General features: G+C 33.9%; 26 protein-coding genes and 1 tRNA gene. 9 read left to right on the top strand and 18 right to left on the bottom strand.

Annotation, left to right across the window (positions count from 1 at the left end):
- The first annotated feature begins 143 nt into the window (after positions 1–143).
- From YQ22_RS15425 to YQ22_RS19235, 4 genes are all read left to right on the top strand, one after another.
- Positions 144–725, top strand: coding sequence for an RNA polymerase sigma factor (locus YQ22_RS15425; protein ID WP_071341899.1), 582 nt, complete (start codon positions 144–146; stop codon positions 723–725).
- A 74-nt stretch (positions 726–799) separates the two neighbouring features.
- Positions 800–943, top strand: a complete 144-nt coding sequence (locus tag YQ22_RS19230) for a hypothetical protein (RefSeq protein ID WP_198033485.1) — start codon at positions 800–802, stop codon at positions 941–943.
- A gap of 399 nt (positions 944–1,342) precedes the next feature.
- Positions 1,343–1,924 (top strand): RNA polymerase sigma factor, encoded by a 582-nt coding sequence (locus tag YQ22_RS15430; protein WP_058103181.1) that lies wholly within the window; start codon positions 1,343–1,345, stop codon positions 1,922–1,924.
- 71 nt (positions 1,925–1,995) lie between these two features.
- On the top strand, positions 1,996–2,139 hold the full coding sequence (locus tag YQ22_RS19235) for a hypothetical protein (protein WP_167342516.1): 144 nt from the start codon (positions 1,996–1,998) through the stop codon (positions 2,137–2,139).
- Between the two features lie 17 nt (positions 2,140–2,156).
- Here the strand turns inward: YQ22_RS19235 and YQ22_RS15435 are convergent, their stop codons facing one another.
- Positions 2,157–2,819, bottom strand: coding sequence for an endonuclease III domain-containing protein (locus YQ22_RS15435; protein ID WP_071341900.1), 663 nt, complete (start codon positions 2,817–2,819; stop codon positions 2,157–2,159).
- Between the two features lie 55 nt (positions 2,820–2,874).
- On the opposite strand from YQ22_RS15435, the gene bcp reads away from it, so the two are divergent.
- Complete coding sequence (gene bcp, locus YQ22_RS15440; RefSeq protein WP_058103179.1) at positions 2,875–3,327, top strand: thioredoxin-dependent thiol peroxidase; 453 nt, start codon at positions 2,875–2,877, stop codon at positions 3,325–3,327.
- Between the two features lie 75 nt (positions 3,328–3,402).
- On the opposite strand, the gene YQ22_RS15445 is transcribed toward bcp, so the two are convergent.
- Positions 3,403–4,857, bottom strand: a complete 1,455-nt coding sequence (locus YQ22_RS15445) for a hypothetical protein (protein WP_058103178.1) — start codon at positions 4,855–4,857, stop codon at positions 3,403–3,405.
- Between the two features lie 171 nt (positions 4,858–5,028).
- Here YQ22_RS15445 and YQ22_RS15450 point away from each other — a divergent pair, with 171 nt between their 5' ends.
- Entirely contained in the window at positions 5,029–5,805 is a 777-nt protein-coding gene (locus tag YQ22_RS15450) for an MBL fold metallo-hydrolase (RefSeq protein WP_071341901.1), read from the top strand.
- A gap of 2 nt (positions 5,806–5,807) precedes the next feature.
- On the top strand, positions 5,808–6,302 hold the full coding sequence (locus YQ22_RS15455; protein WP_058103176.1) for a hypothetical protein: 495 nt from the start codon (positions 5,808–5,810) through the stop codon (positions 6,300–6,302).
- Here the strand turns inward: YQ22_RS15455 and YQ22_RS15460 are convergent.
- The 5 genes from YQ22_RS15460 to YQ22_RS15480 all read right to left on the bottom strand — a co-directional run bounded on the left by YQ22_RS15460 (position 6,299) and on the right by YQ22_RS15480 (position 11,584).
- Positions 6,299–6,958, bottom strand: coding sequence for an alpha/beta hydrolase (locus YQ22_RS15460; RefSeq protein ID WP_071341902.1), 660 nt, complete (start codon positions 6,956–6,958; stop codon positions 6,299–6,301). The two genes, YQ22_RS15455 and YQ22_RS15460, sit on opposite strands and share 4 nt — an antisense overlap.
- A 4-nt stretch (positions 6,959–6,962) precedes the next feature.
- On the bottom strand, positions 6,963–7,292 hold the full coding sequence (locus tag YQ22_RS15465) for a hypothetical protein (RefSeq protein WP_071341903.1): 330 nt from the start codon (positions 7,290–7,292) through the stop codon (positions 6,963–6,965).
- Complete coding sequence (locus YQ22_RS15470; RefSeq protein WP_071341904.1) at positions 7,292–8,551, bottom strand: dihydroorotase; 1,260 nt, start codon at positions 8,549–8,551, stop codon at positions 7,292–7,294. The genes YQ22_RS15465 and YQ22_RS15470 overlap by 1 nt, the downstream gene beginning before the upstream one ends.
- A gap of 26 nt (positions 8,552–8,577) precedes the next feature.
- Entirely contained in the window at positions 8,578–10,494 is a 1,917-nt protein-coding gene (locus YQ22_RS15475) for a BatA domain-containing protein (protein WP_071341905.1), read from the bottom strand.
- Positions 10,495–10,576: 82 nt separating this feature from the next.
- Positions 10,577–11,584 (bottom strand): glycosyltransferase family 2 protein, encoded by a 1,008-nt coding sequence (locus YQ22_RS15480; protein ID WP_071341906.1) that lies wholly within the window; start codon positions 11,582–11,584, stop codon positions 10,577–10,579.
- A 157-nt stretch (positions 11,585–11,741) separates the two neighbouring features.
- Between YQ22_RS15480 and YQ22_RS15485 the strand changes: the two genes are divergently transcribed.
- Positions 11,742–11,826 (top strand) — tRNA-Ser (locus tag YQ22_RS15485).
- A 248-nt stretch (positions 11,827–12,074) separates the two neighbouring features.
- A complete protein-coding gene (locus tag YQ22_RS15490) occupies positions 12,075–13,397 on the top strand; it encodes a GAF domain-containing sensor histidine kinase (protein ID WP_071341907.1) in 1,323 nt (440 codons plus the stop codon).
- Here YQ22_RS15490 and YQ22_RS15495 read toward each other — a convergent pair.
- From YQ22_RS15495 to YQ22_RS15545, 11 genes are all read right to left on the bottom strand, one after another.
- Positions 13,394–14,413 carry an adenosine deaminase gene (locus YQ22_RS15495; protein ID WP_071341908.1) on the bottom strand — a complete coding sequence of 340 codons (1,020 nt, stop codon included), beginning with the start codon at positions 14,411–14,413 and terminating at the stop codon, positions 13,394–13,396. The two genes, YQ22_RS15490 and YQ22_RS15495, sit on opposite strands and share 4 nt — an antisense overlap.
- Before the next feature lie 169 nt (positions 14,414–14,582).
- On the bottom strand, positions 14,583–14,966 hold the full coding sequence (locus YQ22_RS15500; RefSeq protein ID WP_071341909.1) for a DUF3037 domain-containing protein: 384 nt from the start codon (positions 14,964–14,966) through the stop codon (positions 14,583–14,585).
- Positions 14,956–15,735, bottom strand: a complete 780-nt coding sequence (locus YQ22_RS15505) for a HipA family kinase (RefSeq protein WP_071341910.1) — start codon at positions 15,733–15,735, stop codon at positions 14,956–14,958. Before YQ22_RS15505 ends, YQ22_RS15500 begins: the two co-directional genes overlap by 11 nt.
- A gap of 44 nt (positions 15,736–15,779) precedes the next feature.
- Positions 15,780–16,115 carry a hypothetical protein gene (locus tag YQ22_RS15510; RefSeq protein ID WP_071341911.1) on the bottom strand — a complete coding sequence of 112 codons (336 nt, stop codon included), beginning with the start codon at positions 16,113–16,115 and terminating at the stop codon, positions 15,780–15,782.
- A 32-nt stretch (positions 16,116–16,147) separates the two neighbouring features.
- Positions 16,148–16,819, bottom strand: a complete 672-nt coding sequence (locus tag YQ22_RS15515; RefSeq protein WP_071341912.1) for a hypothetical protein — start codon at positions 16,817–16,819, stop codon at positions 16,148–16,150.
- A 93-nt stretch (positions 16,820–16,912) separates the two neighbouring features.
- Positions 16,913–17,365, bottom strand: coding sequence for a GNAT family N-acetyltransferase (locus YQ22_RS15520; RefSeq protein ID WP_071341913.1), 453 nt, complete (start codon positions 17,363–17,365; stop codon positions 16,913–16,915).
- A 47-nt stretch (positions 17,366–17,412) separates the two neighbouring features.
- Positions 17,413–18,015: a short chain dehydrogenase gene (locus YQ22_RS15525; RefSeq protein WP_071341914.1), complete on the bottom strand. Its 603-nt coding sequence runs from the start codon at positions 18,013–18,015 to the stop codon at positions 17,413–17,415.
- Between the two features lie 233 nt (positions 18,016–18,248).
- Complete coding sequence (locus YQ22_RS15530) at positions 18,249–19,112, bottom strand: alpha/beta fold hydrolase (RefSeq protein ID WP_232231221.1); 864 nt, start codon at positions 19,110–19,112, stop codon at positions 18,249–18,251.
- Between the two features lie 114 nt (positions 19,113–19,226).
- A complete protein-coding gene (locus YQ22_RS15535) occupies positions 19,227–19,634 on the bottom strand; it encodes a nuclear transport factor 2 family protein (protein ID WP_071341916.1) in 408 nt (135 codons plus the stop codon).
- Between the two features lie 50 nt (positions 19,635–19,684).
- The gene (locus YQ22_RS15540; RefSeq protein ID WP_071341917.1) at positions 19,685–20,248 is read right to left on the bottom strand and encodes a TetR/AcrR family transcriptional regulator; all 564 of its coding nucleotides are present in this window, start codon (positions 20,246–20,248) and stop codon (positions 19,685–19,687) included.
- Between the two features lie 228 nt (positions 20,249–20,476).
- Complete coding sequence (locus YQ22_RS15545) at positions 20,477–20,947, bottom strand: OsmC family protein (protein WP_071342618.1); 471 nt, start codon at positions 20,945–20,947, stop codon at positions 20,477–20,479.
- Position 20,948 lies beyond the last annotated feature (1 nt).

Genomic DNA, 20,948 nt, shown 5'->3' on the forward strand with positions numbered 1-20,948 from the left:
AGTATTTATTTTTTTATATCTTTGGAATCTAATTTTAATTCAACACGCCTATAACGCAACATTACTTTTTAAGTTAGAATTTAACCATTAGACCCTTATTCATTTTGAATTTGGGACTGCATTTTAACCCTACAAGTAACGTTATGGTAGTACAAGTTGAAGATTCCCAATTAGTAAAGCAATATATTCAAGGAGACGAAAAAGCTATTGAAGCTTTAATCAATCGTCATAACTCTAGGTTAACAGGATTTATCTATTCTAAAGTAGGTGACCGTGAACTTACCGAAGATATTTTTCAAGATACCTTTATGAAGGTTATACGAACCTTAAAAAGAGGTGCCTATAACGAAGAGGGTAAATTTTTACCATGGGTAATGCGTATAGCTCATAACCTTGTTATAGATCATTTTAGAAAGCATAACAGAATGCCAATGTATAATAGCAAGGAAAGTTATAATATCTTTTCATTATTAGGGGACGACAAATTGAATGCGGAAAAGCAATTGATAAAAGAGCAAATAGATATTGATCTATTGAGAATGATAAAAGAGCTACCGGAGGATCAACAAGAAGTTTTAGAGATGCGTATATATAAAGATATGAGCTTTAAAGAAATTTCCGATAATACGGGTGTGAGTATTAACACTGCGTTAGGAAGAATGCGCTATGCTTTAATAAACCTTAGAAAGCTTGTTGAGACCAATAATATAGTTTTAACGAATTAATTGGTCTTAGGTCGAGTGGATCTACTATCTTCATCCATGTGTCGTTCTTTAGATGAACCTAAACAACAAATAGCATGGAAAAATTATACACTAAGAACCAGAATAACACTAAAGTAGTAAAAGCTAAACCAGAAACTATTCAGTTTTTGCTGTCTTATTCTAAATCTTTAAATGTAACTAAGGCAAAAGGATTGCAGTTCGAAACTAATTTGAACTAAGAACAATCTTACATCATATATAAACCCTTAAGCTAAGCTTAAGGGTTTTTTCATTTCTACTACTTTTTTACTATCAAGTTTTGTTTGTTGTAGTATTTATTCTTGTAGGACAAATAATATATTACCTCTTCTTATATATATGTATTCTATTGTATTAGCAATACTTAAGGGCTTTCAGTGAGATTTTGGAATTCTTACAATTTGCCCGCCGAACTATACTAAATACTATTTATTGTATGGAAATATACTTTTTCGATGTTTCACATCAAAAAAACGCGGTTTGACAACATACTTTTTCCTACAGCCCCCCTTTTCTCTAGTTTTATATCAGAAATAAAAAACAAACCAATTAACTAAAAAGATTTTCCCAATCTTAACCAATTAAAGAAAGTAACTCGTATGAAACTACAAATTGAAGACTCAGAATTAGTTAAGGATTATATCAACGGAAACGAAGGTGCCCTTGAAATTTTAATTAACAGACACAATCAGCGTATTACTAGTTTTATCTATTCTAAGGTTTTAGATAGGGATATTACAGAAGATATTTTTCAAGATACTTTTATTAAAGTGATTAAAACTTTAAAAAGAGGTAAGTATAGTGAAGAAGGTAAATTTTTACCTTGGGTAATGAGAATTTCACATAACTTGATCATTGACCACTTTAGAAGAAACAAAAGAATGCCAATGTTTGAAGGCAGCGATGACTTTAATATTTTCTCTGTAATTGGAGATGATAAGTTAAATGCTGAAAAACAACTAATTAAAAATCAAATAGATACTGATCTTAGACAATTGGTAGAAGAATTGCCAGATGATCAAAAAGAGGTATTGTTAATGCGTATCTATAAGGATATGAGCTTTAAAGAAATCTCAGAAAATACAGGTGTAAGTATAAATACAGCTTTAGGTAGAATGCGTTATGCTCTTATTAACCTTAGAAAAATCATTGAAAAAAACAATATAGTTCTTACGAATTAATAGAGGGTAAAAATTAAATAAACAATATTTCCAAATTTGCTGCGTTATTTTATTGTAACAACGTAGGAAGTATGGAAAAAATTTACTCAGATTACCAAGAACAGACAGGATTTAATAAAGTATGTCCTAAAACAATCAATTTCTTGTTGAGCTATTCACAAGCGCTCTTTGAATTTGAATACGAAGATTTAGAATTCGAAACATTTTTGAACTAATAAAAAAAAACCCGCAGTTAGCGGGTTTTTTTATTTTTATAATAATCATTTAAAACCGTTTTTCTACCAATGGTCTTGGTGATTATGTCTTTTTCAAGATCCCAGCCTCTAGCGGGTGAATATTCTCTACCATACCAAATTATCTGTAAGTGAAGATCGTTCCAAATTTCTTTTGGAAATAGCCTCTTGGCATCTTTTTCGGTTTGTACCACATTTTTACCATTGGTGAACCCCCACCTATAAAGTAGCCTGTGAATATGCGTGTCAACCGGGAAAGCAGGAATTCCAAATGCTTGTGAGATCACTACACTCGCTGTTTTATGGCCAACAGCAGGTAATTCTTCTAAATCTTCAAGATTTTGGGGAACCTCACCATTATGTTTTTCTATTAAAATTTTTGATAATCCGTAAATACCATTTGCTTTCATTGGCGATAAACCAACGGGTTTAATAATTTCCCTAATTTCATCTATGCTCAGTTTAATCATATCATAAGGGTTGTCCGCTTTTGCAAAAAGTAAGGGGGTTATTTTATTTACCCTAACGTCTGTACTTTGGGCAGACATTAATACTGCAATTAATAAAGTATAAGGATCTTTATGATCTAAGGGAACAGGAATTTCTGGATATAACTCTTGTAAAGTATCAATTGTAAAAGCTATTTTTTCGGCTTTCGTCATTAAATGTTTAATTTTGATTGAGAATATTTAAACACAAATTTAAAAAATATCATAGATGAATACGTTAAAAGTTGGTGATAAAGTACCATCATTTTCTGCTAAAGATCAAGATGGCAATACTGTGAATTTATCAGATTATAAAGGAAAAAAACTAATAGTATTTTTCTATCCAAAAGCAAGTACACCTGGTTGTACCGCAGAGGCTTGCAATTTACGCGATAATTATGCGGAATTACAATCACAAGGTTATGAACTTTTAGGAGTAAGTGCCGATTCTGAAAAAAGACAAACAAATTTTAGAAACAAATATGAATTTCCTTTTCCGTTATTGGCAGATGAGGACCATACGGTAATCAATGCTTTTGGCGTGTGGGGTTTAAAGAAATTTATGGGTCGCGAATATGATGGTATTCATAGAAAAACCTTTATAATTGATGAAGAGGGGATAGTCACTAAAGTGATAGATAAGGTAAAGACCAAGGACCACGCAGCTCAGTTATTAGATTAATTTAAGACATTTAGAATACTAAAAATGCCCACTATTGTGGGCATTTTTTATTTTTTGGAATTGAAGATAGGAAACTTATTCAGCTTCTTGATCTTCGGTTTTTCTAGTAAATAATTGTTTTTGCTTTATAATTTCGGCAATACCTTCTGGCAACATTTCTTCCCAGCCATCTTCATTGTTCATCAACTTTTTAAGCACATCTCTAGAGAAAATATGCATAACGTCTGGTTCATAATCAATAATATCCATAACCTTACCATTATATTTAAAGAATTTGTACAATTCTTTCATACGAGGGTGAACCTTAACATTGTTACTTGTCATGATCTGCCCGGTATCTGGGTTTTTCATTGGGTATAGGTATACCTGTAAATCTTTAAAGAATAGTTTACCAAAAGCTTCAAGTATGCCACCACTTAAATGGCGATAGTACTTTTCATCGAATATGTCTACAAGGTTATTTACACCCATTGTAAGACCAATTCTGTTTTTGGTATAATTGTTAAAGTATTCTACCAATTTATAATACTCCTGGAATTTGGAAATCATTACCGAATGACCAAGTGAACATAGTAATTCTGCCCTGTCCATGAAATCTTGTTCATCAATTTCACCAGAAGCTTTTAAGTTGGAAAGTGTTATTTCAAAAATGACAATAGTGTTATTTTGGTCTACACCTTTATCTCGTATAAAAATATCATAAGACTTCTCGAACATATCCAAATTAACCTTGGTTACGGGTCTAAAACTACCACGTAAAGCCAATATGTTCTTTTTGTAAAGCACGGCCGCAGGTAAAAGGTTGTTACCGTCAGGACCGAACATTACAGCATCTGTCATGTCATTTTTAATAAGTTGCAAACTCATTAAACGGTTATCCACTTCTTTGAAATTTGGACCGGAGAAGTTGATCATGTCTATTTCCAATGTATCCTTATCTATATGGTCATATAAATATTTCAACATTTTCTTTGGTTTATGATACTTGTAAAAAGCACCATATATTAAGTTTACACCAAGAATTCCTAGGGTTTCTTGTTGTAGTCTTGCTTCGTTCTGCTTAAAACGAATATGTAATATAATTTCGTCAAATTCTTTTTGCTTAGGGTCTAATTGGTATCTGATCCCAACCCAGCCATGACCTTTATATCGCTTAGAAAAATCAATGGTCGCTACTGTATTCGCATAGGAGAAAAATAATCGGTCAGGGTGGTTTTCCCTACTAATTCGCTCTTCCATTAACTGCATTTCGTAATCTAGCATGGTCTTTAACCTTGCTTGGGTTACATAGCGTCCGTCAGATTCTACACCGTAAATAGCATCACTAAAATCTTTATCATAGGCGCTCATTGCCTTTGCAATGGTACCAGATGCACCACCGGATCTAAAGAAATGACGGGCGGTTTCTTGCCCGGCGCCAATTTCTGCAAAAGTTCCGTAGATATCCGGATTTAAATTTATTCTTAAGGTTTTTGCCTTTATAGAAGGAATATTTTCAAAGACACTATCTCTTTTTAATACCGATGCCATTTTGTTAGCTGTTTAACTTTTAACAAAGTTATAAAGAATGGTTGTTACAAAGGGCAATAGCTCCAAAAAATTGGAAGAAGTTTTGGTAATTGTTTTTATTGCCTCTCAATTATGTTAATCTCTTTAATTTCCATCATTAATTTTATTAAAAAGGAATTAAATTTGTAGCACATGACCAATAAATTAAGTGTTACTTTTTTAGGAACAGGGACTTCTCAGGGTATTCCAATTATTGGTAGTACACATCCTGTTTGTTTAAGTAGTAATGAGAAGGATAAAAGATTAAGGGTTTCTGTCTTACTTTCATGGAAAGAGTTTAACTATGTAATTGATTGCGGTCCAGATTTTAGGCAACAAATGTTAAGGCAGCATGTTAATCGTCTAGATGGTATTTTGTATACCCATGAGCACTCTGATCATACGGCTGGATTAGATGATATTCGCCCATATTTCTTTAGGCAAGGTAATATTCCTTTGTTTGCTCATAGCAGGGTAGTGGCCTCATTAAAAAAGCGTTTTGATTATATTTTTGAAGAGAAAAACAAATATCCTGGTGCGCCAACGGTAGATATTAATTTGGTTAAAAATAATGAGCCATTCTCAATTGGGGATACATTAGTAACTCCTATTAATGTTATGCATAACAAGGTGCAGGTATTTGGCTACCGAGTGGGCGACTTTACCTATTTGACAGATGTTAAGACCATAGCCCCAGAAGAATTGGAAAAGATTAAAGGTTCTAAGGTAGTGGTGGTAAACGCGCTACGTATTGAGCCGCATATTTCTCATTTTAACCTTGAAGAAGCACTTGCCTTTATTGATTTGATTCAACCGGAAAAAGCATATTTAACACACATAAGCCACTTACTTGGTTTTCATGATGAAATAGAAAAATCATTACCGAGTAACGTACATTTGGCTTACGATAATTTAACAATCACCATTTAATTATGAAGAATAAAATATTTCTTTACCTGTTTTTATTTGTATCACTAATATGTCTGTATTTATTTGTCAGTAGTAATAACATAGTGAAAGCAGGGTCTGAGAAAATCTCTAAGTTGGAAAAACAAGTTGAAGTTTTAAAAGATTCAGTACAAACATCATCTTTAAAGGTTTTGGATATGCAGTATTTTTCATTGGAAAACAATGATGATGCCTTGGCTTATTTTGATCACTTGGATTTAGAAAACCCTGCAGGTTATATTGCTGATAAACTACTGGAAACCAATGCGCAAAAAGGTGATAATCCATTAGTTCCGTATGAAGGTATGCAGAACGATTTTAAGATCAATAAAATAAAAGTTCTTAACCATAAATGGATTTTAACCGATTTTTCAGATGGAAAATACTGGGGAGAACTTTTAATCAGATATGAGTTAAAAGATGATCTTGGTGTAGACTTTACACTAGTTGATCACTTGCTTTATACCCGTAGTAATTAAATCTTAGTTGAAATCCATTTTTTTAAAGAATAGAAGTTCTGCGGAGCAACGCCATGTCCGGCAGGGAATTCTTCAAAAACATGTTTTATGTTCAGTTTTTCCAATATTACCGGTGCTTTTCTAGCCCAATCAATAGGGATTACCTGATCCATATCACCATGTGAAGAATAGAAATTTAAATGGTCGAAATTGTTTTCTTTATAAGTTTCAACCAATATATTTTCATTAATGTACCCACTAAGAGCAATAATATTCTTTACTTTTTCAGGGTATGATAGGGCAACGGCATAACTTAGAATGGTACCTTGACTAAAGCCTAATAAGTTTACATTTTTTTCATCCAAGCCATAAGTGTTGCAAGCTTCGTCAATGAAATTTTTTATTTTGTCACGAGATGCTATGGCTTGATCATCATCGCTCCATTTTCCTTTTTCGTTATCAAAATTTATGGCATACCATGCATATCCATAAGGTTGTAAAATATATGGGGCACGTACCGAGATAATACATAATTCCTGTGGCAGTTCAGAGGCAAATGAAAAAAGGTCATCTTCATTACTACCATAGCCATGCAGCATAAATAGTACCGGAGGTTTTTTGTCGGTCAATGAAGAAGGTTTTATAATATGTTCTAAGGATAGGGGAGCTGTTGTCATTTTATTATTGGATAAAGGTGAACCACTTTTGAAAATAAGGACCTACAATAGGCACAATTTGTTCTTTGTTGCTAAGGGCGCCAATAAAGCCGTATACCCATAACACAATGTAACAAAGGTATAAACCATATAATGCATATTGGTTAAACCAAAGGCTTGAGAAAATAGCAAATCCGTGGAACATTAAGTGTAGCCCAAAAGCTTGGCGTGTATGTACTCTGGCAAACGTATGTTTTGGTTCATTGTTCATAAATAAAGCGATTATTGCTCCAATTATGGTTAAGTATGCTATTACTGCTATATTTTTTCCAGGTACATCGGTAGATTTCTCCATTACTTATTTAAAATGATTTGATTATTAGAAATGCTTCCAATGACTTTTCCTTTCAAGGTCTTACCTAAAGCTATAGCATTTTTACTAGAGCTGTAAATATGCTCATCAGAGAATTCAAAAGTATCTTCGGTTGTGAATAAGGTTAAATTGGCAGCTTTACCGGTTTCAATTTCAGGTTCATCCAACCCAAATATAGAACGCCCTTTGGTAAGTATTGCTATGGTTTCTTCTACACCAAATATATCATTGAGCGTACCAAATGCACTTTCTAAACCAATGGTTCCAAAATCGGCATTGTCAAATTCTACATGTTTAAGTTCAATGTTCAGGGGTGTATGGTCTGTTGTTATCAAATCAATAGTTCCGTTTTTAACTGCTTTTTGTAATGCTTTAATGTCAGCAGAAGTGCGTAGAGGTGGCATGACCTTAAACTGTGTGTCAAAATTTTCAAGTTCACTGTCTATAATCGTTAGATTATGCACAGCAACACTGCAGAACACTTGAAGCCCTTTCTTTTTTGCGTCGGCAATTAATTTTACAGAGTTTGCAGAGGATACAGTTGGAATAAACAATTTGCCTCCAGTATATTCAAGAACAAAAAGATCTCTTGCAATTTGTAATTCTTCGGCTAATGTAGGTATGCCTTTTAAGCCTAATTTGGTGCTGGTAATGCCTTCATTGACAATTCCTTTTCCAGAGATGCTTTTATCCAAGGGAAAAGAGAATACCATACCTTCAAAATTTTGAGCATATTGCAGGGCTATCTTTAAAAGGTTGGCATTGCCCATTGGAGCTTTGTAATCATAAAAGCCAAGCGCCCCAGCGTTTTTCATGTCATAAATTTCGGCAAGAACTTCTCCTTCTCCTTTTACGGTAAGATTCCCTAGCGGATATAGATTGGTTAGCTGATTTTTGGACGCATTTTTAAGGTATACGATATCCGATGCCGAATCTGGAGTTGGATGGCTGCTGGTATTTAAAACTACATCTGTAAATCCACTTTTTGCAGCTGTCAATAATCCGTTTTCTATGGTCTCTCTTTCCTCGTAACCTGGCTCGCCAAAATTTACACCACTATCAAACCAGCCGATGGAAACATGTAGGTTCTTTATATCAATAACCTTTGTTTTGCCACTAGGCTCTATCTTGCTTTCAATGGCGTCTATTATACCATTTTTAATCAGGATATCGCGTTTTTTTAAATGAAGATGATTTGTACTCCCATTTACTATCGTTACTGATTTTAAAAGTATGTTCATAGGGCTACAGAGGGTTCGTTATTAGCTTATTTTAAAAATCTTTGAAGTAAGGTTTCTATTATAACAAATACCAATGCTAAAATAGCAAACCATTTCCAAAACTCGCTTATGGCATTGTTTTTTTGACTTTCTAAAAAGAAATTGGAAATGGATGTACTGCTGTTGTTTTCCGGTAATGGTGAATACAACAACTCACTTTCTTTTCTATTTTCATTAAAACTGATATGTCTAAGAATACTATCGTTATGAACAATTTTATAAATACCGGCATTTTTCGGATTTTCGGTAAAATTGATGCGAACTTTATTAGGCAGTATACGTTGTTGAGGAATAAACTCATTTACGGAACTACTAACTTTAATAATATCGTCTTGTTGCAAGTTTAGTGGTATTTCTACAGAAATATCAGTACCAAGATTGGCATACAACGGTGGAATTTTTAAACTGTTTACTCCCATATTGTAAAAAGACGGAACTATTAACGGGGAATTTATGAAGTTTGAGTTGTTGGCATTTAATGCTGCAGAGAAGAAATAAGCATTAGAATCACCTACCAAATAAGGGGCTTTGTTTTGAAGCGCTATTGCAACAGGACCTTTGGTACTTATTTTAAAGTGTTCATTAATTTTTGGATATTGAAAATTGGACACCTTTTTATCAAAGACGTTTTGAAATAAGGGATGTCCCGTTTTTATTTCCGATATGGATAATTCCTGGGCAGATGAATTGCCGTATTGGGTGGCATAATGTGCCGAAGATAGGTCGTTGTATGAATTGTTGTTGCCTTTTACAGCGGGTATAAGTGTAAAGCTACCACCGTTTTTAGTTAAGGTTCTCAATGCTGTTACAAGTGAGCTAGGTAGGTTCTCTATTTCATTTAGAACTACTAAATCTTGGTTTTCAATACTGCTGTAATTTAATTGATCTAGTGTACTGTTGGTAAATACAAACTCATCATCTGTAAAAATACGTTCTAAGAACCCTGAAGGAGAATTGCCAATGGCCAGTACTTTGATCTTTGGGTTTTTATCGATATTAAAGTAAAATTCATTATCATAGGATAATCCATTATCTGAAATGGTGATCTTACCAAGAATAGCCTCTTTCGCATTCAATGTAAAACTAACTTCGGTCTTTTTAGATCCATTGAACTTTGCTGCTGTTTTAGCAATAAGTTTGTCATTGTCAAATAATGACACTGGTATTGATTCTTCTTCTGTATTTGTTGATAAATAGGCTGTTAGCTCAATGTTCTCATTGGTTCTGTTACTTATGAAAATAGAATCTAAAGAGGTATTTGCTATGAAGCTACTATATGGTTTTATGTATTTAATATGAAGATTATCAATAGGGTCGGTCTTAGAGATGGTACCCAATCTTTGTTGAAAATCAGATATAAGAACTAAGTTTTTTTGGGTTCCGGTGTTCTTACTAAAAAAGGTATTTCCCCTTAATATGATTTCATCGATTTTTAATTGTTCTGAAGAAACATTAATATTCAATAGCTCATTCTGTATTTCACTTATCTCTACATCTTTGAACACCTCTTTGTTAGTAAACAAGGTAAAGCGTGTATCCGTTGGTGCGTATTTAATGAAATCTTGAATGGTATTTTGAAAAAGATTTCCGTTTTCAATTTGGGCGTTCATACTAAAAGAATCATCCAAGTAGAACACAATTTCCTTTTCTTGTAATGCCGTATCGTTTGCAAAGAATGGTTGAGCAAAAGCCAATACCAAGGCAGCAAGAATCATCATTCTGGTTATGAGCAACAACCATTTTTTTAGGGTGCTGCTTTTTCTAGATTCAGAGACAACTTGTTTTAAGAACTTTACATTTGTAAAGGGTGTTTTCTTAAATCTTCGTAATTGAAAAAGGTGAATTAATATAGGAATGAGTAGTAGTAAAAGACCCCAAAGAAGTTCTGGATATTTAAATTGCATTCCTGTTTTTGATTAATGCAAAGATAATTATTTTGAATTTAGAAGTTTGTTAGTTTGCCACTATTATTTTTATGAAGGTCGCTTAACAGAAAAAGAAATAATCTACTGCTGTTTTTTTATTCAACTCATTAAAAAAAGAGGTAATGTTCAGTTGGTCTTCTTCATTGGCTACGGTAATTATGGTTTTAGTGTGAGATATTTTACGTAACGTAGAGAAATGAACAAGGCGTACACCATAAATGTCCTTACCTATTTTCTTTTCGTTATCACAAACCCAATGAAAAGGTATATTTTTTTTAACCAGTAAATTGGCAATTGTTTTTCCTTTTTTTCCCGCGCCCCAAACTACAAGGTTGTCGTTTGCTTTTAATTCCAGCTTTAAGAAGTAATGTAGTTTTATATCTAAAAAGTAGTTTTGCGCATAATGTTCGCTTGTACGTGATGTTCTAATGTCATAATCTCGCCAATAGTGTAGGGTAATGGTGCAGGGTAAACATTTTAAGCCCTTTTCATAAAAACGAAATGCCAAGTCATAATCTTCCGGGTATCTATTAGGTTTAAATGCACCGCATGCGTCAAAGTCAGACCTATGTACCATCCAACAAGGGGAGGGAATTACACATTCCTTGTATATTTCCTTAAAATTATAGCCCGTTGCGGTTAGCTTGTTCAACCACTTTTCATAACGGTCATAACCGTTTTTTACTCCTTTTTTTGAAAAATATTTCACTTTTCCTATAGCAAGAGTTTCTTTTCCATGAGTAGCCAGTGATTCCGCCATAATCTTAATACGGTCTTTATCCATGTAGTCATCGGCATCCATCCTAGAAATATAATCACCCTTACTGTGTAGATAAGCTTTTCTTAGGGCCGTTATAATTCCGGCTTCATCATTGTCCAGTATTTTAAACCTAGTGTCTTTAGCTGCAAATGATTTGGCTATTGTTACACTTAAGTCATTAGAGTTGTCATTAACGGCAACTACTTCATAATTGGTATACGTCTGTTTTTGAATAGATTCTAGACATTCTTCAAAATATTCGGCAACATTTTTAAAGGGAATTAAAATACTTACTAGTGGTTCATGCATTGTGGCAAGGTAATAAATAACTGAAATTCAACCTTTTCATTTTTTTAAAAAGAGCTAATAGTATTTAGATGAAAAATAAATTAGAAAAGGCTTTATTAGAAAAGAAAACCTTTATATATTTGCACCCGCATTCAGGGAATACCTGATGAGGCACTCAGGAGAAATGGCAGAGTGGTCGAATGCGGCAGTCTTGAAAACTGTTGAGGGTCACACCTCCGGGGGTTCGAATCCCTCTTTCTCCGCATAATGAAAGCCCAACAATATCAATTGTTGGGCTTTTTCATTTTAGATAGCTAGTTTTTTTGCATTGTGAATTCTTATTCTTGATATGTATTCGGAGTTTTTATGTCTAAAGTTTAAACCATGATGATTTAATCTTTGCGGGGTTTTTAGCAAAGGACAATTTCCATAAGATTATATTATATTTAGGTTATTGAATAAAGCGCTCCTTATATTTGTTGCGTTTAAACCTACCGCTCTTATAAAAACAATGACGAAAGCCAAGATCCATCCTAAGGAAAAAGAAAGATTAGCTTTTCTTGATTCATATTCAATTTTAGATACCTTGCCTGAAAAAGATTATGATAACCTAACCCAACTTGCAGCAGAAATTTGTCAGACCCCAATATCTTTGATCACTTTGCTTGATGATAAGCGGCAATGGTTTAAATCTCACTATGGTTTAGAAACCTCTGAAACACCAATTGAAGATGCATTTTGTGCTCATGCTATAACTAGTGATGAACCAATATTTACTACGGAAGATGCAAGAGAAGATAGCCGTTTTCAAAATAATCCTTTGGTTACAGGTGATCCGAATATTGTTTTCTATGCAGGTATTCCATTAAAAAATGCTAACGGATTACCTCTAGGTACTTTATGTGTTATTGATAATAAACCTAGAAAACTTACGCAAAGCCAAAAAGAATCTCTGAACATTTTATCTGAGCAGGTTATTAATTTGTTGGAACTTAGAAAGAACAAGTTAGAATTGGAACGTGCGCATAAAAAGCTGAAAAAATTCTCTAAAAAACTAGAGCGTAAGGTGTTTCAACGAACCAATCAACTTGAAATAAAAACGATTAAGCTTGAGTTGATGATCAATGATCTAGAGTCATTTAATCATATTTGTAGCCATGACCTTCAAGAACCGTTGCGCAAAATTCAAATGTTCATTTCTCAGATCAGTGATACCGAATTCAACAATTTATCGGAAGCGGGAAAGCATAAATTAGAAAGAATAGACTTGTCCGCCGGTCGTATGCGTAATCTAATTCAAGATTTAATGGCATATGGAGCAACGGAATCTATTGATAATAGCTTGACCACTGTTTCATTAAAAAATCTGGTTTTAGATGTAAAGGATATTTTGAGTGAAGAATTAAAAGAACATAAAACTTTACTCAGAGTTCAAAAAGACTGTCCAATTACAGTGAGACCTGTACAGTTTAAACAATTGCTTTTTAATTTGTTTACCAATGCCATAAAGTTTTCAAAAAATGAAATCAAACCAACTATAAAAGTACATGGCTCGGTGGTTAACGGAACGGATTACCCGGAACTTAATTTAAACGAAGACCGACAATATTCTCGTATTTTAATATCTGATAATGGTATTGGGTTCGATCAAAAATATGAAAATAAGGTCTTTGAAATCTTTCAACGCTTACATAGTGATGAAGAATATCAAGGTACCGGTATTGGTCTGGCAATTGTAAAGAGAATCGTAACTACCCATAACGGACAGATAAGGGTAGAGAGCTCTCTTGGTAACGGTGCTGTTTTTGAAATATTTATTCCCCTTGCAGATTAAAGAGATTTAAAATACTCTTTTACCTCGGTAATATGTCCTTCTTTAGATGTCTTATTTAGCCAACTGGCTTCAAATGCATTAATGGCCAATTGTTCTATTTGTGCCAAACTCAAATTTAGCGCTTTTGCGGTCTGGTAGTAGTTCTCGTTCATATATCCACCAAAATACGCAGGATCATCTGAGTGGATGGTCGCAAGAATCCCCTTGTCCAACATTTTGGCAACTGGATGCTCATCCATCTTCTGAATTACTTTTAAGGCAACGTTACTGGTAGGGCATAGGGTCAACGCAATTTTATCATTCACCAATCTTTTTATCAAAGCTTCGTCCGTTAGACAACGATTACCATGGTCAATGCGCTCAACCTTTAAAATATCCAAAGCTTCCCAAATGTATTCTGCAGGACCTTCTTCACCTGCATGTGCCACGAGTTTGTATCCATGTTCTGCAGATGCTTTAAACACTTTTTTAAACTTACTTGGCGGATTTCCCATTTCCGAAGAATCTAAACCAACACCATCTATAGTTTCTTTAAAAGGAATAGAAGATTCTAGCGTGTTAAAGGCAGCATCTTCACTTAAATGACGCAAATAGCTCATTATAAGTTTATAAGAAATATTAAGCTCGTTTTTTCCCTTTTCTAAGGCTCGATGAATTCCATTGATGACCACATCAAAGGCTACACCACGTTCTGTATGGGTCTGGGGGTCAAAAAATACTTCTGCATGTTTTACATTTTCACTGTGAATTTTGGTTAAATATGCCCATGTAAGATCAAAGAAATCTTGCTCATGCAACAATACTTGTGCACCGGCATAATAAATATCTAAAAACTCTTGTAAGTTATTGAATCTGTATGCTTCTTTTACAGACTCAATGGAATCGTAAGGTAAATCGATGTTGTTTCTCTTTGCAATCTCGAACATCAACTCTGGCTCAAAACTACCTTCTAAATGTAGATGGAGTTCCGCTTTTGGAATTCCTTGAATAATAGTTTTAAGTTTAGATGATTCCATAGCGTAATAATTTTGATTTCCTTTTTTAAGATATGTAAGTCCGTTTAATGTAATAAACTTACTTTTAAAACTTGATATTTATTTTTGTTGTTTGCTATAGCTATTGTTTTCAAATAGATCAGGCATTAATTTAGGTTGGCACTTTGATGTTATAAGATAAACAGATTGCTTAAAGAACATAGGTATTAAAAATATCTTCAAGTTCTTTTTCAGGATCTATACTTAGTCCTGATCGCGTGGTGGAGCTTTGTATAACGGTGCTTCTGCAAGCTGTTAACCATCCAAATCGATCTGGTAGGTCTAATTTACCTATTGGTCCGCCTGCTTCTTTACCTTCACATATCAGCTTCCATGCCTTTAAATATTCGTTTAATATCTCGTATTCTATTTCTGGAGAAAAAGCTTTTAATTTTTTTTCGTCGATATGATATTTAATATCAAGAAATTTTGTTCGTTTACAGAATAAAATCACCCCAACATTAAAGAACTCTTCTCTTTCTACCTTCGGCACTATTCTAACTATAGCAAACTTAAATGTATGTCTATCTTGCATCTTCGGCTTCTTTTACTAATACATCTATCATTGATAGTTTAGTGTTTATAAATTGTATATAGGCAGCTCTTTTTTCATCCGCATTCAAAACGTCAGACTCGCTTGATAGCCAATCTTCTGGTATATTTAAAACTATTTCAGCTACTTTTTCTAAGGTAATGTACTTTTTAATTTCTGCTGCTGCTTCAGAGAGGGCAGTGGCCTGTTGTAATAGTACATGATCTTTTATGAACGGGAAGGTTCTTGATAAATGATTTTCCCAGGTTTCCCAATTATGATGAAAATAGAAACTGGCACCATTGTCTATGACCCATAACTCATTGTGCCAAAATAAGAGATTTGCATTTTTTGCCGTTCGATCTATATTGCTGATCAAGCTATCCAATACTACTACCTTAGATGCTGTTAATGCATCTGCCTTAGAAATTAATGGATCAAAAGTAATGGCGCCGGATAAAAAATGCAATCCAAGATTTAACCCAACACTAAACTTTAATAAATCTTGAATTTCTTCATCCGGCTCTGTTTGTCTAAAGGAGTCCTCTAAATTCATAAATACCAGTTCAGGTACTTTTAAACCTATGGCACGTGCCAATTCTCCACCAATAAATTCTGCAATGAGCGATTTTTTTCCTTGGCCAGACCCTCTAAACTTCAGTACATATAAAAAATCATCATTTGCTTTTACGATGGCCGGCATAGAGCCTCCTTCCCGTAAGGGCTGCAAATATTGAACAACATCTACTGTCCTAATATCAATTGTATTCATATTGCTAAGATATAGTTTGTAGTAATATCTATACCTCTGCTTATCTAAATAACATTGACAACTTCTTCTAAGACATAATGGGTAACCCCAACAATAACAGCAATTATAGAAATAATCAGAAATTTAAAAAGTACCGAATTACTATTACCTTTAAGTTTGTTGTTTAGAAATACAACATCGAGCAAAATAAATATTACGGCAATAACACAACCAATGATTGTGCCAACCTGTACCAATGCCCATTCATATACCATACTTGACAACGAGAATTTAGTATGGTCTGATTCTGGTGCCGGTCCTAAAACTATGCGCATATGGAATAATCCTAAAAGTATAGCAACAACAAGCCAACCAAGGTAACTTAGTATTCGTTTGGTCATATCACTTAAACGTTAGTAGACGTGCAATGGTATTATTCTACTTTATTTTCTAATGGAGAAATCATAATATGTGCCCTGTGAGTGCCAGGGTCCATGATCCAAGGGTGATTTGGAGCTGAGGGTGTCTCCGGTAAACCGATCGATTCAGATGTGGCAAAAGGGGTGTATATAACGTAACGTAGTTTAGCACCTTCAACTTGTGATGTTTCAGGGTCAAAGGTTGTATTTGGACCGTAATAAATATGCAAAGTAGAACCGGGAGTTATTTTTATTTTACCAGATTTTACTTCTGCTTCGCGTATAGCAAAAATTTCGTCTGATGATCTGCCTTCGTTACGTAAGGTTCTTCCCCATGCCATAAAAGGTTCTAGGTCTTTATGATAACACGCGGCATTGAAACCGTCTTTCTTTGGGTCGTCCGCAAGTACAATATACTCGCTGTCACCTTCCTTTAGCGTTACAAATTCACCTGCCATATTGTAACCGATAACTTTAGTATTTTCCCTACTATCTTTTGGTGCCGCCATTAATGCCGTAGCAATTAAATCTTGATCGCTTTCAATGGATTTTAAATTTGATTTTTTATCCGCAATTTCTTTGGTAGTCTCGGTTGAATTGTCAATTGAAGTCCCTTTGTTTTTATTTGAAGTATTACAAGATATTACAAGACCGCCAAGTAGTACTGTAGCTAGAAGTTTGTTCATGATTTAAAGGTTTTTGTTCTTTCTGATACTAAAGAAAGTTCTTTTCTAAAGTTAGTTATTTTATTAACCTTCTGAACGTCAAAAGCTTTTAAATTATGTGCCAAATTTTTCTAACTGCATATGTAAAATAGGGTAGGGTTTTCCTGTAGCATCTAACTCTGACCTGCTTTGTGTTTTAAATTGATAATGTTCGTAAAAACCTACAGCTTGTTCATTCTGTTCATTTACATCTACTTTGTCTATTTTCAAGTCTTTAATGGCATATTGTAATAACAATGCCCCAATACCTTGGCCACTATAATCTGGATGTACGAACAACATTTCAAGATTACTTTGGTCAACACCTAGAAAAGCAATGATTTCCTTTTCATGGTTTCTATAGGCACGAAGGTTTACGGCATCTAAATAGGTGTTTAAGATCAAAGGTTTAAAATACTGGATATCCTCTTCATTTAAAAAATGATGTGTAGCTCTGACGGAAGCTTCCCAAACCTCTACAACTTGTGGGTATTCCCACTTTTGGATAAAATCAATTTTATTCTTCACAATTAAAAATAGAAAAACAGTTGATAATTTGTTTTAAGAAGTCATTATTAATCATACAAACGTATAACTTCTCCGTTTCCTCTTCCTTTTACACTACGTACATAACCATTTACTACTTTAGGCATAGGAATGGGGTTGTGCCCCGGAAAATAGTCTTTATACTTCTCATAGGCATTTTCTACCATACCAGACGATACCACATTTACTCTGATCTCATTTTCCATTTCAAGGGCAACCGCTTGTACAAAGCTATGAATACCACCGTTTACCATAGCTGCACTAGTGGTTTTTACTACCGGATCATCGGCTAAAATACCGGTAGTTAATGTGATGGAGCCTTTTTTGTTTAAATAATGTTGTCCTAAGCGAACCAAATTTACTTGCCCCATTAGTTTGCTTCTTAAACCTATATAATAATCTTCTTCCGTTAGGTTGTTGAAATTGTCCCATTTTGCCTCTCCAGCAATACAGATGATGGCGTCTAATTTTCCTGTTTTTTTAAACATTGATGAAATGGAGCTGCTGTCTGCAATATCTACTGTGACATCACCGGTTGTACGGCCAGCAATAATAACTTCATTATCATTTTTAAAGTGAGAAACTACGGTTTTACCAATAGTTCCGTTTCCTCCTATTATTAAAATTTTCATGTTGTTTTATTTAAAGGTTACTATTGATTTAAGAAAGATGCAAGCTAAATGCAAATGACTTTTGTAAGGTTAAGTTAATAACTTAAGGGGATGTTTTCTTTCTTGACCCATAATATTGTAGGTTAATTTAATGGCTTAATTTTTAAAGAAAAATACATTTCGTTAAGATATACTAAAAACAAAAGCGGCTAGGGTATAACCCATAGCCGCTTTGTTTTGTAAACCGATATTATTTATCGTACGTTTTTATTTAAGAATGACCTCATTTTCTCCATGATGTCATTGCCGTCTTCTTCCAGTGCAAAGTGTCCGGTATCATAAATGTTGTAGTCTATATTTTTTACATCTTTTTTAAAGGCTTGGGCACCACTTTCAGGAAAGAAAGCATCATTTTTACCCCATACGATCAATAGTGGAGGTTGGTTATCGCGTAAATACTGTTGCCATTTAGGGTATAGTTTTACATTATTTTGATAATCATAAAATAGATCTAGGTTTACGGCATGTGCATTTGGTCTAGACAGTCTTAAGAAATCTAAATGCCAGGTGTCCGGATTCACGTTTTCTGGGTTTCTAGTGCCGTGCGTGTACTGCCATTCTAACCCTTCCAATGAAAAAGATGGTAATAAGGCCTTTTCGGTTTCCTTGTTTCTATTGGACCAAAATTCCTTAGTAGTTTTCCAGGCTTGTCCTAGACCTTCTTCGTAGGCATTTCCGTTTTGATTGACTATTGCAGTTATTCTATCCGGATGTGCGGTTGCTATTCTAAATCCAATTGGGGCACCATAGTCTTGAATCATAATAGCATATTTATCTATAGCTTTAGATTCTAAAAAAGAATTGATTGTTTCAGCTATATGGTCAAATGTATATTGATAATCATTCTGAGAAGGAAAATCACTGTTTCCAAAACCAGGATAATCCGGTGCTATTAAATGAAACTCATTAGAAAGTTGATATAAGACTTTTCTATATTGGTGCGATGAAGAAGGAAAACCATGTAATAATACAATAGTGGGGTTACTTGGGTCACCAGCCTCTCTATAGGCAATGTTTACGCCCTTTATATTTTCTTTTTTATACTGTATTGTGTTCATTGTTTTTGTATTTTTTATGATTAAAGATTCTTTGTTTTTTTGTGTGGTGTTTTGTTGTTGACATGATGTTGTTATGGTCAATGCCAAGATGCATATAAGGTTAATTGTTCTCATTTATAATGTTCTTTCGTTTTCTTTAATTGTTAAATCATTAATACTTGCATATCTTTTTTGCATTAATCCATTTTCGTCAAATTCCCAGTTTTCATTACCGTAAGCACGATACCATTGTCCTTCTTGATTTTGATATTCATATTCAAATCTTACGGCTATTCGGTTACCATGATAGCTCCATAGCTCTTTTTTTAGCTTGTAGTTTTGTTCATTGGTCCATTTGTTTTCTAAAAATTGTTGCACTTCATTTCTACCATTAATGAACTGGCTTCTATTGCGCCACTCGGTGTCAACGGTATAAGCCATGGAAACCTTTATAGGGTCTTTGCTGTTCCAGGCATCCTCTGCCAATTGTACTTTTTGTTTTGCTGTTTCTTCTGTAAAAGGGGGTAATGGGTATTTTTTCATAGTTCAAGAATTAATTACCGAACATTCGGTAAAATATAGTGTTAAATTTTTTATGGGTTTAGATACTGGTGTTCAATGTTCTGTAGGGTTTTGTCAAAAATGCTGATATCTCCTAAGCCCTTGGTTACAATTAAGCTTCCTTGTATTTCTATCAATACTTGTAAGGCCTTTTCTTCTGCTGCTTCTGGAGTTAATTTTAAGGCAATGCCTATTTCTTTAAAGGCAGAAAGGTATGCGGTCATTCCTTGGTTGATCTGCTCTTCAAATAGTTCAATGCCGGCTTGCATAGAAAGTGCACGAAAAATGCAGATGTTTTTACCACCATCATATAAAGTTCTAATTGCGGATAAGCCTTCTTTTAATCTAGTAGATGGATCAAGGTTGGTGTCCAATAGTGTATTAAAGACATTGTTGGTAACCCAATCTTCTAAGTGTTGCAATACAGCATCTGCCATCTCTTGCTTGCCGTTAGGAAACCTATGATATAAACTAGCTTTTTTGAGACCGGTAGCTTCTGATAATTCCTTTAAGCTAGCACCTTCATAGCCTCTTGATCTAAAGACTTTTGTTAACCCTGTTAATATTTCTATGTCCAATACCTTTTGTGGTCTCATGGTACAAATGTAATATTATATTTTAATTACCGAACGATTGGTAAAATATTTAATATAAAATTAAGATTTTTGATTTTCTGTTGAAAACATAGGATACGAAAAGGAAAGGTGGTATTGTAAATTGGTATGATGGGGTAGTAGTGTTCTGGTGTAATAGCCTTATATCTAGTTTTATAACATATTTTTTATAAATGTATAATACGGTGTACATACATTTTTCTATGAGTCTTAATCTGAAATAATATTAGGTTTATGTTTAATTTTAAAGTTGCAAGAATTGGCAATAAAACACATTTTATTAGCTTCTTCATGTAATTCTTTAGCTTCTTGAATTCTGTTTTTATCCGAAATTCTAACGGTAGGGTTAAGGGTAACTTCTGTAAACCTTCCGCTACCGTTATTATCTTCCGCCATTGTTCCCGTAGCATTATCTTCATATTCAGTTACTATTATTTTATGTACGGAACATAAATGTAAATACCATAGCATATGACATGCTGTTATGGAAGACAGAAAAAGATCTTCTGGGTTATATTTTGATTTGTCGCCCAAAAATGATGGATCAGAAGACCCATGAATTGCATCATATTTACCAACGGATTTAATTTCGTGATTACGGTTGTAAGAGGTATAGTTTAAAGTTCCGTTTCCCTCGTTACCTGTCCACTCAACTTTTATTTCGTATTTGTGACTTTTCATT

The organism is Maribacter sp. 1_2014MBL_MicDiv (assembly GCF_001865655.1).
In the GTDB taxonomy this organism is placed as follows: domain Bacteria; phylum Bacteroidota; class Bacteroidia; order Flavobacteriales; family Flavobacteriaceae; genus Maribacter; species Maribacter dokdonensis.